13 protein-coding genes are annotated in these 15,725 nt (G+C 32.9%); 3 read left to right on the top strand and 10 right to left on the bottom strand.

Going from position 1 to position 15,725, the window contains the following annotated elements; translation table 11 throughout:
• Positions 1-125 precede the first annotated feature (125 nt).
• Positions 126-2,081: a YgiQ family radical SAM protein gene (locus ACR9ES_RS05720; protein WP_435255427.1), complete on the top strand. Its 1,956-nt coding sequence runs from the start codon at positions 126-128 to the stop codon at positions 2,079-2,081.
• A 29-nt stretch (positions 2,082-2,110) separates the two neighbouring features.
• Here the strand turns inward: ACR9ES_RS05720 and ACR9ES_RS05715 are convergent, their stop codons facing one another.
• From ACR9ES_RS05715 to ACR9ES_RS05705, 3 genes are all read right to left on the bottom strand, one after another.
• A complete protein-coding gene (locus ACR9ES_RS05715; protein ID WP_274634808.1) occupies positions 2,111-2,365 on the bottom strand; it encodes a hypothetical protein in 255 nt (84 codons plus the stop codon).
• 169 nt (positions 2,366-2,534) lie between these two features.
• A complete protein-coding gene (locus tag ACR9ES_RS05710; protein WP_435255426.1) occupies positions 2,535-3,074 on the bottom strand; it encodes a sigma-70 family RNA polymerase sigma factor in 540 nt (179 codons plus the stop codon).
• Positions 3,075-3,312: 238 nt separating this feature from the next.
• Positions 3,313-3,651 carry a DUF3703 domain-containing protein gene (locus tag ACR9ES_RS05705; RefSeq protein WP_435255425.1) on the bottom strand — a complete coding sequence of 113 codons (339 nt, stop codon included), beginning with the start codon at positions 3,649-3,651 and terminating at the stop codon, positions 3,313-3,315.
• A 109-nt stretch (positions 3,652-3,760) separates the two neighbouring features.
• On the opposite strand from ACR9ES_RS05705, the gene ACR9ES_RS05700 reads away from it, so the two are divergent.
• The gene (locus ACR9ES_RS05700; protein ID WP_435255424.1) at positions 3,761-4,225 is read left to right on the top strand and encodes a hypothetical protein; all 465 of its coding nucleotides are present in this window, start codon (positions 3,761-3,763) and stop codon (positions 4,223-4,225) included.
• 70 nt (positions 4,226-4,295) lie between these two features.
• On the opposite strand, the gene ACR9ES_RS05695 is transcribed toward ACR9ES_RS05700, so the two are convergent.
• The 5 genes from ACR9ES_RS05695 to ACR9ES_RS05675 are packed head-to-tail and all read right to left on the bottom strand — an operon-like array spanning position 4,296 to position 12,599.
• A complete protein-coding gene (locus ACR9ES_RS05695) occupies positions 4,296-5,909 on the bottom strand; it encodes an amidohydrolase (RefSeq protein WP_435255423.1) in 1,614 nt (537 codons plus the stop codon).
• Positions 5,909-6,268: a DoxX family protein gene (locus ACR9ES_RS05690; protein ID WP_435255422.1), complete on the bottom strand. Its 360-nt coding sequence runs from the start codon at positions 6,266-6,268 to the stop codon at positions 5,909-5,911. The genes ACR9ES_RS05695 and ACR9ES_RS05690 overlap by 1 nt, the downstream gene beginning before the upstream one ends.
• 3 nt (positions 6,269-6,271) lie before the next feature.
• A complete protein-coding gene (locus tag ACR9ES_RS05685; RefSeq protein ID WP_435255421.1) occupies positions 6,272-7,708 on the bottom strand; it encodes a M20/M25/M40 family metallo-hydrolase in 1,437 nt (478 codons plus the stop codon).
• A gap of 49 nt (positions 7,709-7,757) precedes the next feature.
• Complete coding sequence (locus tag ACR9ES_RS05680) at positions 7,758-9,539, bottom strand: hypothetical protein (RefSeq protein ID WP_435255420.1); 1,782 nt, start codon at positions 9,537-9,539, stop codon at positions 7,758-7,760.
• 39 nt (positions 9,540-9,578) lie between these two features.
• On the bottom strand, positions 9,579-12,599 hold the full coding sequence (locus ACR9ES_RS05675) for a tetratricopeptide repeat protein (RefSeq protein WP_435255419.1): 3,021 nt from the start codon (positions 12,597-12,599) through the stop codon (positions 9,579-9,581).
• Positions 12,600-12,724: 125 nt separating this feature from the next.
• Here ACR9ES_RS05675 and ACR9ES_RS05670 point away from each other — a divergent pair, with 125 nt between their 5' ends.
• Positions 12,725-13,408, top strand: a complete 684-nt coding sequence (locus ACR9ES_RS05670; protein ID WP_298998546.1) for a cell division ATP-binding protein FtsE — start codon at positions 12,725-12,727, stop codon at positions 13,406-13,408.
• 207 nt (positions 13,409-13,615) lie between these two features.
• On the opposite strand, the gene mdh is transcribed toward ACR9ES_RS05670, so the two are convergent.
• Positions 13,616-14,542 (bottom strand): malate dehydrogenase, encoded by a 927-nt coding sequence (mdh, locus tag ACR9ES_RS05665; protein WP_435255418.1) that lies wholly within the window; start codon positions 14,540-14,542, stop codon positions 13,616-13,618.
• Between the two features lie 147 nt (positions 14,543-14,689).
• Positions 14,690-15,715, bottom strand: coding sequence for a DUF6588 family protein (locus tag ACR9ES_RS05660; RefSeq protein WP_435255417.1), 1,026 nt, complete (start codon positions 15,713-15,715; stop codon positions 14,690-14,692).
• Between the last annotated feature and the right edge of the window lie 10 nt (positions 15,716-15,725).

The following is a 15,725-nucleotide window of genomic DNA, read 5'->3' as shown; positions in this document are numbered from 1 at the left end:
AATGTTAAAGGATAAAAGTGAGGTGTAAAGGACTTTATAGAATTAACTATAATAGGTATTTTCTTGTGATGAGTTTGTAGATGAAATATAAAAGTAATTGATAATTAACGTACCTTTGCAACGGCATGAGAATAAGACGAGTTTCAGATTGGTTACCTACTACAAATAAGGAGGTTAAGTTACGTGGATGGGATGAATTGGATGTAATTCTATTCAGTGGAGATGCATATGTAGATCATCCATCATTTGGACCTGCAGTAATTGGGCGTATTTTAGAGAGTTACGGCTTGCGTGTGGCGATTGTTCCACAACCAAGTGTACATGATAATTTGCAAGATTTTGAGAAGTTAGGTACACCAAGGTTATTTTTTGCGGTAACAGGTGGTTGTATGGATCCGATGGTTAGTAATTACACAGCTAGTAAACGTCGTCGTGATAAGGATGCTTATACGCCTAACGGAGATAAAGGATTCAGACCTGATTATGCAACTTCAGTATATTCTAAAATATTAAAAGAAAAGTTTCCGGATGTTCCTGTATTGATTGGAGGAATTGAAGCTTCGTTACGTCGTGTTACTCATTACGATTATTGGTCTGATAAATTATTACCAACGATTTTAGAAACTTCTAAGGCAGATATGTTGGTATATGGAATGGGAGAGCAACCACTACGCGAAATTGTTGAGTTGTTACAAAAAGGTGTTCCGTTTTCGAGTTTAAAAACCATTAAGCAAACAGCTGTTTTGTTAGATGAAGCTGAAAAAGTTCCAAAGAATAAGAATTGGGATGATGTAGAAATCAGTTCGCATGAAACTTGTTTGAAGGATAAAAAAGCCTACGCATCTAACTTTAAAGTGATAGAGCAGGAGTCGAACAAATTATATGCACGTCGTATTTTTCAACAAGTTGGCAATAAAAAGTTGATGATAAATCCGCCATTTCCTACCATGACGGAAGAAGAGATTGATGCTTCGTTTGATTTACCATATACACGATTACCACACCCAAAATATAACAAGCGTGGACCAATTCCTGCGTTTGAAATGATTAAGTTTTCTATCAATATTCACCGTGGATGTTTTGGAGGGTGTAGTTTCTGTACTATTTCTGCACACCAAGGGAAGTTTATTGCTAGCCGAAGTCAAGAATCTGTATTAAGAGAGGTGGATCAAGTTGCTCAGATGGATGATTTTAAAGGCTACTTATCAGATATCGGAGGACCTTCTGCAAATATGTACAAGATGAAAGGGAAGGTTCAGGAGATTTGCGACAAGTGCGTTGCTCCATCATGTATTTCACCTGTAATTTGTAGTAATCTAGATACTTCACATAAGCCTTTAACAAAGTTATACCAAGCAGTTGATGCGCATCCAAAAGTGAAAAAATCATTTATTGGAAGTGGAATTCGACATGATATGTTAGTTCCTGAATTCAATAAAAATGCAGATCCTAAAGAATTGGATGCTTATACGGAAGAGGTGATGACTAAACACGTTTCTGGTCGATTAAAAGTTGCACCAGAGCATACGTCAGATCCTGTATTAAAGTTAATGCGTAAACCGTCGTTTAAATATTTCCACTTATTTAAAGAACGTTTTGACCGTATTAATGTAAAAAAGAAATTAAAGCTTCAGTTAATACCGTATTTTATTTCGAGTCACCCAGCTTGTGAGGCGGAAGATATGGCAAATTTGGCGGCAGAAACGAAAGATATGGGCTTCCAGTTAGAGCAAGTTCAAGGGTTTACACCAACGCCTATGACGGTTGCTACGGTAATTTATTATAGCGGATATCATCCATATACATTAAAAGAAGTAAAAACTCCGAAAACTAGAAAAGAGAAGGAAGATCAGCACAAGTTTTTCTTTTGGTATAAAAAGGAGAATAAACAATGGATTAAAGATACACTGAACAAAGTTGGACGTACCGATTTGTTGAAAAAGTTATTGCCAGAAGACACCTCTTGGCGTAAAAACAAGGCAAGAAAAGCCAAAAATACGTTTGACGATACGGTAACATACAAGAAGAGTGATAAACCTTCAAGAAGAAAAAACAAAGGTTTTAAAAAGAAGAGACGATAAAAGAAAAATCCGCTATAAAGCGGATTTTTTTATGCTTCGTTTTCTAAACGGTTTCGTTTCATTTCAAAAGCTTCAGAGGCTTGTTTTATAATAGTTAAGGTATCAGAAGCTCTTACCATAACTTTTTCTAGTTCCTTATCAAGATCTTTAGATTGGATGTCAAATAATTGAACTTCTACCACACCGATTTTTTCGATTAAACTTTTTTGTGTGTTTTTAATGTCTTCCATTTTTATCAAAACGGCGTTCATCGTATCGAGTCTTTTTTGTTCTTGATCTGTCATAATTTTAATTTTTAATTCCTTTAATATATGAAAAAATCAAGAGTTAAACAAATTGACTGTTTTGTAAGGTGTTGGTTTTTAGTGTGATGTTTTGAAATAAACATGGGGAATTATGATGAATAGTACTGTTTTTTAAACGGAGTTTTAGATTAAAATTTAGGGGTGTAATTTACTTACAAACTTTACAATCTTCTTTATCTTGAATTTCTCCCACCAGTTTTCCGTCTTCATTAAGAGATAATCCGCAGCAATCCATAAAACCTTGAGCAATTAATTTACGAGCACGTTGAATTTGAGATTTCGTAGTAGGTAAATTTTGTTTCAAAGTATCAGCAACTTCTTGCTGTTTTAAGCCTTTGATGTCTGATAAAAATAGAGGATCTCTATATTTTTTAGGTAAATCTTGTATGATTGCACGAAGACAATCTTTTTCGGTATGTTCATGCTCTTTTGCATCTGTTTGCGCCTCAAAAATATCAAAATCAACTGTTTGATTGGTGCTTTTAAAGTAATCCATCATCGTATTACGAGCAATAGAGAAAATCCACGGTTTTAGTTTGGTAATATCTTTAAGAGTATGAAGCTTGGTATGAACTTTTACAAAGGTTTCTTGTAAGAGATCATCGGTCACAGTAGTATCCTTCACTTTACTTAAAATAAAGCGTTTTACATCATCAGCATATTTGGTCCAAACTTGTTGTGTAGTCATTATATAAATTTACGAAAAAAGTCACTCTGTGTAAAATGATAGTTGTTGTTTTCATTTTATTCAGAATGACAAAATATTAAAAAGTTGATTTAATTAACAGTTACAGTTGTTACATGTGCAATTTGAGCAGTCACCTGTTTTACATCCTTCGCAAGTACAAGTACATTGATTGTTATTTTTCATGATATATATTTTAGGTTCGTATAGTAGACTGAAAACAGCGCAAAAAGATGCATGATTACGAAAAATATTTTTGAAGCTCTTTTCTAACAGGAATAGGTTTAATTGCTGAAATATTTGAACCTCCTGTGTTTCCTACTGGAACCCAAATTATGGTAAATAAAATTGAAGCAATAGTTCGAAAGAACTGCCCAATAATTTCTTTGATACTGTTTGTTTTTATTCCGTAAATCAACATCCAATAATGAGATAAAGTATGCCTATATACATGTTTTTGTCCCAATATATGAGCATTTTCTAAATGATAAAATGACACTTGAAAGCGATTGCTTTTAAGTGCCTTTTTAGCTAAGATTAATTGATTATAAAATTCTTGCTTTCGTTGTAGTCTTGTCATGATATATTGATTTTATATATCAGACTATATCAAGTAAAAAAAGATGCATTTTTTTTTTTTGTTAAAAACTTTAAATTAGCGTTTTAACTAACTTTAAAATTTATTTATTATGAAAAAAAGAAAGATTATTTTAGGATTATTAATTATGGTATTAGGTCTAGTATCTTGTAATGATAATGAATCTCTTGATACTTTGACGGATACAAAAATGAGTCCAGATGAGTTTTTTTCTAAAGTAGCTGCTATGGATATACAAACATCAAATGATGAAAATGTCATATACATAGATGTTGAGTATGATAAAAAGAATAATACGATTAAGTACCTTGGATCTGTTGAAGCTGAAGCGGATTTTTTTATTTTAGATAGTGAAGAAGAGATACAAAGAAGAGTAGAAGAGAGTGCATACGAAGTAACTTGTAAAGGAGGTACAAGTGAATTTACCAAAGGCTGTGATGGAAAAATTTCTTGTGGTAGATTAATTTATAAATGTTTGCAGTCTGGAGGCTGTGCTACTATTTGTCAAAATAAAATAGTGTATGTTCCGCAAAATAGAACATTTTATATAGAATAAATTTCTGTATTAAATAAAAGCGCCTTAGAGAATATTTTCTAAGACGCTTTTGTTTAGTAAAATCTTGTTTTTAATTCACTTTTTCACCATTTACATAGGTTGCTATCACTTTTGTGTTCGGAATTTCTTTTCCGTCAATAGTCATTATATCCTTATCAAGAATGATAAAATCAGCGACTTTACTTATTTCGATGCTTCCCTTTTCGTTTTCCTCAAAATTAGCATAGGCATTCCAAATAGTCATTCCTTTTAAGGCATTTTTTCTTGATAATGCATTTTCCATTTGATAGCCTTTTTCAGGATACCCTTTTAAATCTTTTCTGATAGTAGCTGCGTAAAAAGTATATAATGGACTCACATGTTCAATAGGGAAATCGGTTCCTAAAGCAACTTTTCCGTATTCTTTTAACAAGTCGTTAAAAGCGTAAGCTCCTTTTATTCTTTCTGATCCTATACGGTCTTCTGCCCAATACATATCAGAAGTGGCATGTGTTGGTTGTATAGATGGAAGTACATTTTTGAATAGATTAAAATCTTTTGCGTCTACTATTTGGGCGTGCTCAATACGCCAACGTCTATCAGTTTTATTTTTTAATACTTCGTTGTAGGTTTTTAACATTACGTAATTGGCAGAGTCACCAATTGCATGTGTGTTCATTTGATAGTCGGAAGCAGCGATTTTCTTAGCTACTTTTTGTAAGTTCTCATACGAGTTAACCAAAGCTCCAAAATGCCCTTTTTTGTCAGAATATTCATCTTTAAGGGCAGCTCCTCGTGATCCTAAAGCACCATCGGAATAAACCTTTACAGAACGAACGTTTAATCTATCAGTTTTAATGATGCCTTTGTTGAGGTAGTAATCAAGGTTTTTTTGATTGTTAGAAATCATAGCGTATATACGCATTTTTAAATCCCCCGTTTTTTGTAAACTATCAATTAACTCAATAACTTCTTTGTCTAAACCAGCATCGTCAACGGTGGTTAATCCTAAATCAAAACAGATTTTTTCAGCATCTTTTAAAGCTTGAATTTGCTCCTTTTTTGATGGTTTTGGATTATTGATAAAATTCATCGCATTGTCAATCAGTACTCCTGTTAGTTTACCATCTTTTTTTATAAACTCTCCACCATCTACTTTAGAATCGGTAGTAATTCCAGCTAAATCAATAGCAGCTTGATTTACCAACATTGCATGACCATCAATCCTGCGAATAGCAACTGGAGTATTAGGGAAAATACTGTCTAATTTTTCTTTGGTAGGAAATTCTTTTACTTCCCAATCATTTTGATCCCAACCACGGCCTGTGATGTAGGTTGTATTCTTTTCTTTTTGAAAATCAATTAACCTTTGTAGTACTTCGTCGTAACTTTCTGTTCCAACTAAGTCTACTTTCTGTTGTTGTAAACCTAATCCGTAAAAATGACAATGTGCATCGATAAACCCGGGGTAAACAGGTTTGTTTTTAGCATCGATAATGTTTAAAGAAGTGTATTTTTCTTGAATTTCTTTATTGTTTCCGATGGCTAAAAACTTTCCATCTCTAATAGCAAAGCTTTCTGCTTTATCAAAATTAGTATTTACGGTATAAGCATTTGCGTTAATGACTAACGTGTCTACTTTTTCTTTTGGTTTACAAGAAAATAGAAGGCTAAATGTTAGTAGTGGAAATAATACTTTTTTCATTAGTGTGTGTAAATTAAATAGGCGATATATAATAACAAAAACTGAAGAGGAACTCGTATAATGGCTATTTTCTTAGATCCAATTGCAGGTTTTTCTCTAAAAACATCCCAAATATGAATAGGCAAAAAAAGCAACATTAAAACAAACATTGCTAAAGCTGCTTGTTTGGTAGTTTGATTAATTAGTAATCCGATACCAATAGCCAACTCTAATAAACCAGCTATATAGTTTATAATTAATTTGGGAAGGAAATTAGGAATAAAGCGATTGAAAATTTTAGGTTTTACAATGTGCATAATCCCTGCAAAGGCAAAAAATATCCCGAAAATAATTCTTAATGCTATGATAAGAGTATCCATGAGTTAAGGTTTTAAAGCTTCTTCGTTGTATAAATATTTATCCATTAAATACACAATACTAGCCATAGAAGCACTTCCTAACTCAAGCTCACGTTTGTTTACTTTGTCAAATGTATCTGTAGCCGCATGATGATAATCGAAATAGCGTTGTGAATCTGGTCGGTAACCTACTAAGGTAACATGGTCGTCTTTTAAAGGTCCGATGTCAGCACCGCCACCTCCAGCAGTAATATCATGTAATCCGTAAGGTGCTAAAAGCTTTTTCCAGCTTTGAACTAATTGCAAGTTTCTTTTATTTGCATCAATAGAAAAACCTCTTGGTGTGTGTCCGCCTGCATCAGATTCTAAAGCACCAATGTGTAATTCACCATTTTCCTTTGCTAAACGAGCATATTCAGTAGCGCCACGTAAACCGTTTTCTTCATTCATGAAAAAGACAATTCGGATGGTGTTTTTAGGTTTGATGTTGTTCTTTTTGAATAAATAAGCAACTTCTAACGATTGTACAATTCCAGTTCCGTCATCGTGTGCGCCTTCCCCTAAATCCCAAGAATCTAAATGTCCGCCAACCACCATAATTTTATCAGGATATTCGCTTCCTTTAATTTCTCCTACAACATTGTGAGAAGGAGTGTCTGGAAGATTTTCACAACTTTGTTTAAAGTAAAATTGTAAGTTCGGGTTTTCTTTTAAATGCTTGCTTAAGTTTTCAGCAGCACGAGAACTAATAGCTGCAGCAGGAATATATTGTTCCTTCGGAATATCACCATATCCCATAGAACCTGTGTGTGGATAATCGTCAATTCCGTTGGTCATAGAACGGACAATAACTGCTTTTGCTCCAAACTTTCCAACTATAGAAGCTCCTCCATAGCGTTGACCTACGCAACCTCCATAAGCTTGAAAGGTATTGATGAGTGTGTTGTCAAAAGCACCGTTAAAGAATACAATCTTTCCGTTAGCTTTATCTCCTAAATTTTTGGCTTCGTCAATGTTTTTAACTTCAATAACTTGTGCGGTAATTCCGCTAGTTGGAGTTGCAATTGAACCTCCTAAAGCACAAATAGGAACATTGATTTTTTCTCCGTTAAATTCATAATTAGCTACTTCTTTTTCTCCGCGCACCCAATGTGGTACCATAATAGGTTGTAACCAAACAGAATCTAAACCAACTTCTTTCATCAATTTTTCTCCCCAAATTACCGATTTAGCGGCTCCTTCAGATCCTGATAAACGGCTTCCGATATTTTGAGTTAGATCACGTAACCACTCATAAGATTTTCCTTCAGTTAATGCAGAACTAAATAATTGTTTTATTTGAACAGAGTCTTGTTTGTACGCTGTTTCACTATAGGTTGTAGTTTGTGTGTCTTGCTTTTGTTCTGTTTTACAAGCAAAGAAAACCATGTTTGTAAGAAGTAAAAAGGTTAGTTTTTTCATTTAGGGTATTAGTTTTAATACCCTAAATGTAAGTTTTATATTTTAAATGCTAGAACAACGTATCAAACTTCCAGGTTAATCCTCCCATTGCTTGAAAACCTTGTACGTTAAAATTATTAAATCGTTGATAACTGTTGTTTAGTACGTTGTTAAGGTTTAAAAACACAGAAAATGAATCGTCAAAATGATATCCTCCGTTAAAGTTTACATCAAAATAGCTTTTTAAATCTGTTGATGTAAAAGTATCGGCAGGTAAAGCGTCATACACACGACCTTTTCTGTTTCCTACAAAGTATAGGTTTGCGCCTGCATACCATTTATCGGTCTTATAAGTTCCGAAAATCTCTCCTTTTATTTTAGGAGTGTTCCAAGCTTCTGTTTCGTTAGTTAACGTGAATTTATTAAACTGTGCATTAGCTCCAATAGTAAGGTTTTTGATACCATCAAAAGCGATTTCACCAAAGAAAGATAACAGTTTAATATCGTCATAAACTACTTTAAAAGAGTTTCCATATTCATATCCGTAGAAAGTAAATCCGTTAGTTCCAGCAATGTTGTCGCCATCAGACTTTGATTGGTTCAAAGCAAAAAACGGATTATTTTCAATATCAGCATAGCTTACTTTTGTGTTATAGCTAAATTGATGATTTAGTTTTCCTCTAATTCCTCCAAAAGCATCAAATTTTTTGTTTGTTTGACGCATATCAAGGGTAGGAGATACGTAAGGGTTATCATCTGTGTAAGATTGGAACATGTTTGTGGTTAAATCACCTGATGCGCCAACAAATACATTTGCAAAATCTTTTACGATAGGATATGAGATTTCGACATCAGGATAAATGAAAAAGTTAGATTCACTATTTTCCGTATCCATAGAAAAATAACTTTTTGCACCTAGTTTAATGGCTAAATCTTGTAGGTTGAACTTGTATGTTGGGTGTACTCCTAAAGTAATAAAACTATAATCGATAGCAGTAATAGCATCGTAAGCATACGCGTAACTTCCTCCTAAATAACTAGCAGTAGTATTTACGTATAAGTCATTTAGTTGACGATGAAAATTATCTAAAGGAAAACGAAACTGAGCATTTCCATCTATCAAAAATTCAGAACTCTCAAAAGAATCAGAAAAATAAGAAATAGCTCCGTTAGCTTCATCTAAATAAGAATCATCTGGTTTTATTTGTCCGAAGATTTTAAAGTGATTATAGCTTTGTGATTCTTCAATAGTACTTAAGGCAAACTCGGTAAACGTAATATTGGTTGGTAAACCATACCAGTTATATTTGTCTTTTTCAGCATCTAAACCTGCAGACCATTGAAAATAGCGTTCTTGTTGTGTGTAATTTAAGTTTAAATCGATGTTGAAAAAAGTACTACTTAGCTCAGTATCTGCAACTGGATCAGAGGATAGTAAAAATTTTACATGAGCTCCTAATTCACTGTTGTAACTTTGGCTACGTCTCATATAGGCTTCTAAGAAAGGAGACAATACATTTCCAAAACCAACAGACACGTAGTTATCGTATAACTTTTCTCTTTTTCCAAGATCTACCTTTTTCATAGTACCACTTTTAGGAATAAAAGTAGAAGCTACAGGAACTGAAAATATTTGATACTCTAACGCTTTTTTCTGAGTTTCTTTTGTGTGTTCAATTACTGGTTTTTGCTTTATTTTAAAGGCATCAGTAATTTTAGGAACATACGAAGTTACTACGTTTACAACTTCTGTTTTTATAATAGTGTCTTTTGCTTTGTTTGTGGCATTTTTTTCTTGTGCATTTGCATAGGCTATCACAAATAAAGCAAGTAAACTTAGGTGCTTTTTCATCGATCTAATCATTTAACTTTCGTTTGTTATTAACAAATTTTAGTTTTGGGTAGTTACTGATTCGTTTGTTTTGGCTTCTTTGTTTTTAATGGTACGAAGTTCATTTTTAGCTTCTTCAATTACATCTTTATACTGAGTAAAGTTTTTAATAATATTCTCTAAGATGTAAGTTGCTTGGTACGCATCTTTTAAAGCATAATAGTTCTTCGCCATGATTATATAGCTTTTTACTCCCCAATATTTGTATGAAGAATAATTAGCAATTAAGTCTTGAACAGCTTTGGTAGAAGCTTCGTATTCTTTGTTCTCATGTAAAAAGAAAGCATTATAATATAAACACTCTGCTTTTAACTCACCTGTAGCTTTTTTACTAGCTTCATTAAAGTATTCTTCGGCAGTTAAAAAGTCATTCTTTTTAAAAGAAGAGCGTGCTAAAATTATTTTTGCGTCTTCAGCAATATTAGTGTCAACCTTACCTGTAGTTAATACTTTTTCAGCATAGATCATTGCGTTAGCATAATCATTTTTGTTGTAATATCCTTTCATTAAATTGCTTTGGGCAAAAATGATGTTTTGTGGATAGTTAGCGTCTTTCTCTAATTGTTGAAGTACTAAAATACCATTATTCCAATCTTGTTTTTCTAAATAAATATTAGCAAGTTTTGTTAATGACTCCTCTGTAAACTCATTCTTGTTTTGTTTTGAAACATAAGAGTAATGAGGAATTGCTTCATCAAATTGCTTAGTATTGTTATAGGCTTGTGCCAAATAAAAATGAGCTTTCAACACATTTATTCCGTTAGGGAATGATTGTAAATACTTGTTGAATCCTTCAATAGCTTTTGGATTGTTGTTTTCTAAGAATTTGTTCTCAGCAGACTGGTAAGTAGCATTGTCTAATTCGGCGTTGGTAACATTAGCAAAAGGTATGTTTTTAACCCAAGCAGCATATTCATCAACTTTTCCTAAATCGATATATACATTTTTAATGTTCGTAACCGCTTGTCTTGCTTCGTTAGAATTTGGATGTTTTGCAACTACTTCTTTATATTTTTCAATAGCTTTTCTATTCTTATTGCTACCGTAGTATAACAGACCTTGACGTAATAACACATTAGGAACGTAATTACTTGTAGGGTAATTGGCTAATAAACGCTCATAGGTTTTTTGAGCTTTTGAGGTATTGTTTGTAGTAGTATATGTAGTAGCTAATTGGAATAAAGCATCATCTTTAAGCTGAGATTCGCTATACTCATTAATCAGTGTTTCTAGATCTTGAATTTTAACATCGTTTTTACCTAAGAAACCATTACTCATTGCTGTTTGATATTGTGCATAATCGGCACCAACACCACCTTCTTGAATTACTTTGTTGTACGCTTTTATAGCATTTGAATAACTTTTTGAAGCATAAAATGCATCTCCTAAACGGTTAGAAGCATCATCATTCAAATCGTTATCATCTATATTTTGATCTAGGAATTGCTGAAAGTATTTCGCTGCATTTGGATAACTTTTTAACTTGAAGTTCGTGTATCCAATTTGGTAGTTAAGCATTTTAGCTTCTTCTATGTCTTTATTGGTAACAGAAAGGAAGCTGTCTAAAGCTTTTTGATAATTTCCTAAAGAGTATTCAGTTTCAGCTAACCAATAAGCACCTTTGTTACTTACAGTTGGGTTTTCTGATTGTGTAGCACTAGTAAAATACGATTTAGCCTCGGCAATTTTATTTTCATTAAATAACTGAATACCTCTGTATAACGATACTTCATTAATAATACTTTTACTTTCAGGAGTTTCAGAAGTGCTTAAAAAGTCTAAAGCACCTTGATAGTCTTGTTGATGTAAGTATGAAGTAACTAATAAATTACTAATTTCAGCTGTATTGGGTGACGTAGGATATTTAGTTAAAAATCCTTTTAAAACATCAGGAACACTTTCGTAAGGGTTACCTTCTTCATAACTCAATTTAGCATAGTTTAACGAAGCGCTTTCTGTTATTTTAGCATCAAAATCCATTTCACTAGCATTTTTAAATGCATTTAAAGCTTCTAGCTTTTTATCTAACTCTAAATAACATTCCGCTAAATGATAGTAAGCATTTTGTGCTACTTTGTTGTTTCCTCCAATAATTTTGTTGAAGTTGCTAATAGCAGTTTCGTAATCTTTTTGTTGATAATAAGCATATCCTAAGTAATAATAGTCCGTATTCGTCCAACGACCATTTTTACCTTTGTATTCTGTTAAGTAAGGAATTGCTTTGTCATATTTTTTAAGGTTGAAATAACTTTCACCTACTATTTTAGAAATTTCAGAAACCTCTTTTTTATCTTGAGTAGTTTCTAATAATTTTTCTCCAATTTGAATTGATTTATCAAATCTTCCAGCTTTAAAACTAATATCTAAAATGTAATAATTTGCTTTAGCTTGGTAGGTAGCGTCGTTGGCTAACTGACTTAAATTGTCTTCAGCTTCTCCAAAGTTTTCTTGTTTGTAAGCAATAAAACCGTAGTAATAACGAGCGTCATTACCGTAAATAGGATTCCCTAATAACGATTGAAAGCGAGATTTAGCATCTTTTAAATAATTAGAAACTAAAAGTGCATATCCCATTTTATAGTTCAACTCGTCTCTTTCTTCTGGACTCAGTAACTTTTCATTTACTTTTTGATACCATTTTAAAGAATGCGCCGCCTTTCTGTTAGCAAAATAATAGTTACCTACATTTAAGTACGCTTTTTCTCTTTTGTTATTGTAAGGATAGTTTTCAACGAATTGAATAACTCTATTGTCAGCATCATCTTGCTGTAGCTTTATAGCGCACATCGCATCATAATAATCAGCATCTGCTTTTAGGTTAAGATGTTCTTTTGAATTGTGTGAAATCTTTCGGAAAATTTCTTGAGACGCAGCGTATGCTTTATTATTATACAAACGCATTGCTTTATGAAAATCGGCATTAGAATGACTATTTATAGCCGATTCTTGTGCCGTTATTATCGTTGTAAAGGTTAAAAAAAGAAATAAAAAGCAGCTTTTTTTGAAACAATTAACTCTCATATTTTTTAGTTATCTAGAAACTATAACGTTAGTTTTTTATTTTTGTTGGGAGACATTTTATCAAAAGTAAGAAATGTTACAGAATTACGTTATAAAATTTTAGATTTGTAAAAAACATATACTCCATGGAAAATCCTGTTTTACATCTTGAAAATGCTGATATTTATCAACAAGACAATTTAGTGCTGTCAAAAGTAAATTTTACGTTGAATAAAGGTGATTTCTATTACTTAATCGGAAAAACAGGAAGTGGTAAAAGTAGTTTGTTAAAAACCTTGTACGGAGATTTACGTTTACAGCGTGGTTTAGGTAATATTGTTGATTTTGACTTAAAGAAGATAAAGGAAAAAGACATTCCGTTTTTAAGAAGAAAACTAGGAATCGTTTTCCAAGATTTTAAATTGTTGAATGACAGAAGTGTTTTTGAAAACTTAGAGTTTGTTTTAAAAGCTACAGGTTGGAAAGATAAAACCGAGATGAAAAACAAAATTAATGAGGTTTTAGACAAAGTAGGGATGAAGGAAAAATACTACAAACAAACCTTCGAACTTTCAGGTGGAGAACAGCAACGTGTAGCAATAGCAAGAGCATTATTAAATGATCCTGAATTAATATTAGCAGATGAGCCTACAGGAAACTTAGATCCGAAAACTTCACTTGAAGTTATGGAGTTATTAAATGAAATTCATCAAAGTGGAAAAACAATTTTAATGGCAACTCACGACTATCAATTAATTGTAAAGTTTAAACAGAAAGTGATTAAGTGTGAAGGCGGAGAGTTGTTTGAAGTAGTTCAGCAAGCGGTATAGTATAAAAAAACAAACCCACTTCAAGAGGATGAAGTGGGAAAATTGCTATGAAAAACTATGAAAAGAAACACTACTAATGTTTCTCTACTATAAAGACGTTTAGATTCTGAAAATCTTACATTAGTGCAATAACTTTAACATTTTTTTATAAAAAAATCCTGAACAAATAATTGCTCAGGACTTTTAAAATTATGTGCTCTTAATTTCTTAGAAATTTAAAGCAGCATTGTTGTTTTTAACAGCTTCAGCTGAAGAAGTTAAAGCTTCTTTTTCTTCAGAGCTTAAGTTAATTTCAACGATTTTTTCAATTCCGTTTTTACCTAATACTGCTGGCACACCAATACATAAACCAGATAAACCGTATTCACCTTCTAATAAAGCAGAACAAGGGAAAATCTTTTTTGTATCACAAGCAATTGCTTGTACCATTCCAGATACAGCAGCACCAGGAGCATACCAAGCAGAAGTACCTAATAAACCTGTTAAGGTAGCACCACCAACTTTAGTGTCTTGTTTTACTTGTTCTAATCTTTCTTCTGATAAGAATTCAGATACAGGAACAGAGTTACGAGTAGCTAAACGAGTTAAAGGCACCATTCCTTTGTCAGAGTGACCACCGATAACCATTCCGTCAACATCAGAAATAGGAGCTTCTAAAGCTTCTGCTAAACGATATTTGAAGCGAGCAGAATCTAAAGCACCACCCATACCGATAATTCTGTTTTTAGGTAATCCAGTCGCTTTGTGTACTAAATATGTCATAGTATCCATTGGGTTAGATACTACGATAATGATTGTATTAGGAGATTGCTCAACTAAACTAGCAGCTACTGTTTTTACGATACCAGCATTGATTCCTAATAACTCATCACGAGACATTCCTGGTTTACGTGCAATACCTGAAGTAATTACACAAATATCAGATCCAGCAGTTTTGCTATAATCTCCAGTAGTACCTGTAATTTTAGTATCAAAACCATTTAGAGAAGCAGTTTGCATTAAATCCATTGCTTTACCTTCAGCAAAACCTTCTTTAATATCAACTAAAACAACTTCAGAAGCGAAATTTTTAATAGCAATGTACTCAGCACAACTTGCACCTACAGCACCTGCTCCTACAACTGTTACTTTCATTTTATATGTATTTTTTTGTAATTAATATGTTTATAAGTGCGCATTACGCACAAGATGCACAAAAATAGGTATTTGGCTATGGATATAAAAGAAAAACCCGTTGATATTTCAACGGGTTTTTATGTAGTATATATTTTAAGAAATATTTTATCTAAAACTAAACGCAATACCTGCATTTACAGAGTTGTATTCTTGTAGGGTATAACTTCCGAAGATTTTAAAGAAACCTAAGCTTAAACGAGCACCTAAGGTCGTGTTAAAACCACCAGCATTATTTTTAAGTTTTAGAGGATCAGTTATAGTCTCTTGAACTGTTGGTTGAAGAGGGTTACCAGTTTCGTATGTTAATGTGTAGTCTCCTAACATATTTAACTTTGTACTACCACCATTGTAACCTACACCTCCATAGATGTTAATTACAGGAAAGTTTAACGAAGCGATTGCCTGAACGGTGTACGAGTTTAATTTGAACTCAGCTGCTGCGTCTCTGGTAGAAACTTCTCCATCAACATTACCAATAGTATAATCTACATTCATATTTGTATAACCAGCTAATAAAGAAACATGCAAAGGAGTTTTATCCATTGGACCAAACCAATCGGTAATTTCTTTCTTTACACCAATACCAAATAATCCTCCTTTTACATCGTCAGAACCTACTTGAGGTACGTATCTAACCATTGCTTCAAGTTTAAAAGGAAGTCCAACACCTACTTGAATAGATGGTGCAGGAACAGCGTTTGCAGGTAGGTCTTCTTTAATACCTTCTGGCATGGTAAAGTTAGCTTCAACAGTTTCTCCCTCAATGGTGGTTGTGTAAGTTAATTCAGCAGGAGCCATTGAATTGCTACCAGCAACTGTAGCTGTAGTGTTTTGGTTGTAAGTTGTGTTGCTCGATAAACCTAGTTTGGTTAAATTAAAAATTTCATCCTTTTCAGGGATAAAAGAAAGGTTTGCGCCAATTGTAATATCGAAACCAAATTTTTTGTGAACTTTAGCCGTGTGATACCAACCATTATTCATGCTGTAAATGAATCCTTTCATAGCAGGATCTAAATAAGCGTTTGTTAATTTGCTAGCGTCATCTTTGGCTAGTAAGAGAGTTTCTAATTCCTGAGCTTTAACACTAAAGCTTACCATTAAAGTTAAAAGTGGTAAAAGAATTTTTTTCATAATTGTAGGT

The sequence above is a fragment of the Tenacibaculum sp. A30 genome, from assembly GCF_051200845.1.
Classification (GTDB): domain Bacteria; phylum Bacteroidota; class Bacteroidia; order Flavobacteriales; family Flavobacteriaceae; genus Polaribacter.
This window is presented reverse-complemented; position numbering and strand designations above follow the sequence as displayed.

Bases quoted from the DNA above. Each gene is read 5' to 3' on its own strand.
- ACR9ES_RS05700 (WP_435255424.1), top strand. From the start codon at position 3,761: ATGAAAAAAAGAAAGATTATTTTAGGATTATTAATTATGGTATTAGGT.
- ACR9ES_RS05710 (WP_435255426.1), bottom strand. From the start codon at position 3,074: ATGACTACACAACAAGTTTGGACCAAATATGCTGATGATGTAAAACGC.
- ACR9ES_RS05705 (WP_435255425.1), bottom strand. From the start codon at position 3,651: ATGACAAGACTACAACGAAAGCAAGAATTTTATAATCAATTAATCTTA.
- ACR9ES_RS05670 (WP_298998546.1), top strand. From the start codon at position 12,725: ATGGAAAATCCTGTTTTACATCTTGAAAATGCTGATATTTATCAACAA.
- ACR9ES_RS05680 (WP_435255420.1), bottom strand. From the start codon at position 9,539: ATGAAAAAGCACCTAAGTTTACTTGCTTTATTTGTGATAGCCTATGCA.
- ACR9ES_RS05660 (WP_435255417.1), bottom strand. From the start codon at position 15,715: ATGAAAAAAATTCTTTTACCACTTTTAACTTTAATGGTAAGCTTTAGT.
- ACR9ES_RS05685 (WP_435255421.1), bottom strand. From the start codon at position 7,708: ATGAAAAAACTAACCTTTTTACTTCTTACAAACATGGTTTTCTTTGCT.
- ACR9ES_RS05690 (WP_435255422.1), bottom strand. From the start codon at position 6,268: ATGGATACTCTTATCATAGCATTAAGAATTATTTTCGGGATATTTTTT.
- ACR9ES_RS05695 (WP_435255423.1), bottom strand. From the start codon at position 5,909: ATGAAAAAAGTATTATTTCCACTACTAACATTTAGCCTTCTATTTTCT.
- ACR9ES_RS05715 (WP_274634808.1), bottom strand. From the start codon at position 2,365: ATGACAGATCAAGAACAAAAAAGACTCGATACGATGAACGCCGTTTTG.
- mdh (WP_435255418.1), bottom strand. From the start codon at position 14,542: ATGAAAGTAACAGTTGTAGGAGCAGGTGCTGTAGGTGCAAGTTGTGCT.
- ACR9ES_RS05675 (WP_435255419.1), bottom strand. From the start codon at position 12,599: ATGAGAGTTAATTGTTTCAAAAAAAGCTGCTTTTTATTTCTTTTTTTA.
- ACR9ES_RS05720 (WP_435255427.1), top strand. From the start codon at position 126: ATGAGAATAAGACGAGTTTCAGATTGGTTACCTACTACAAATAAGGAG.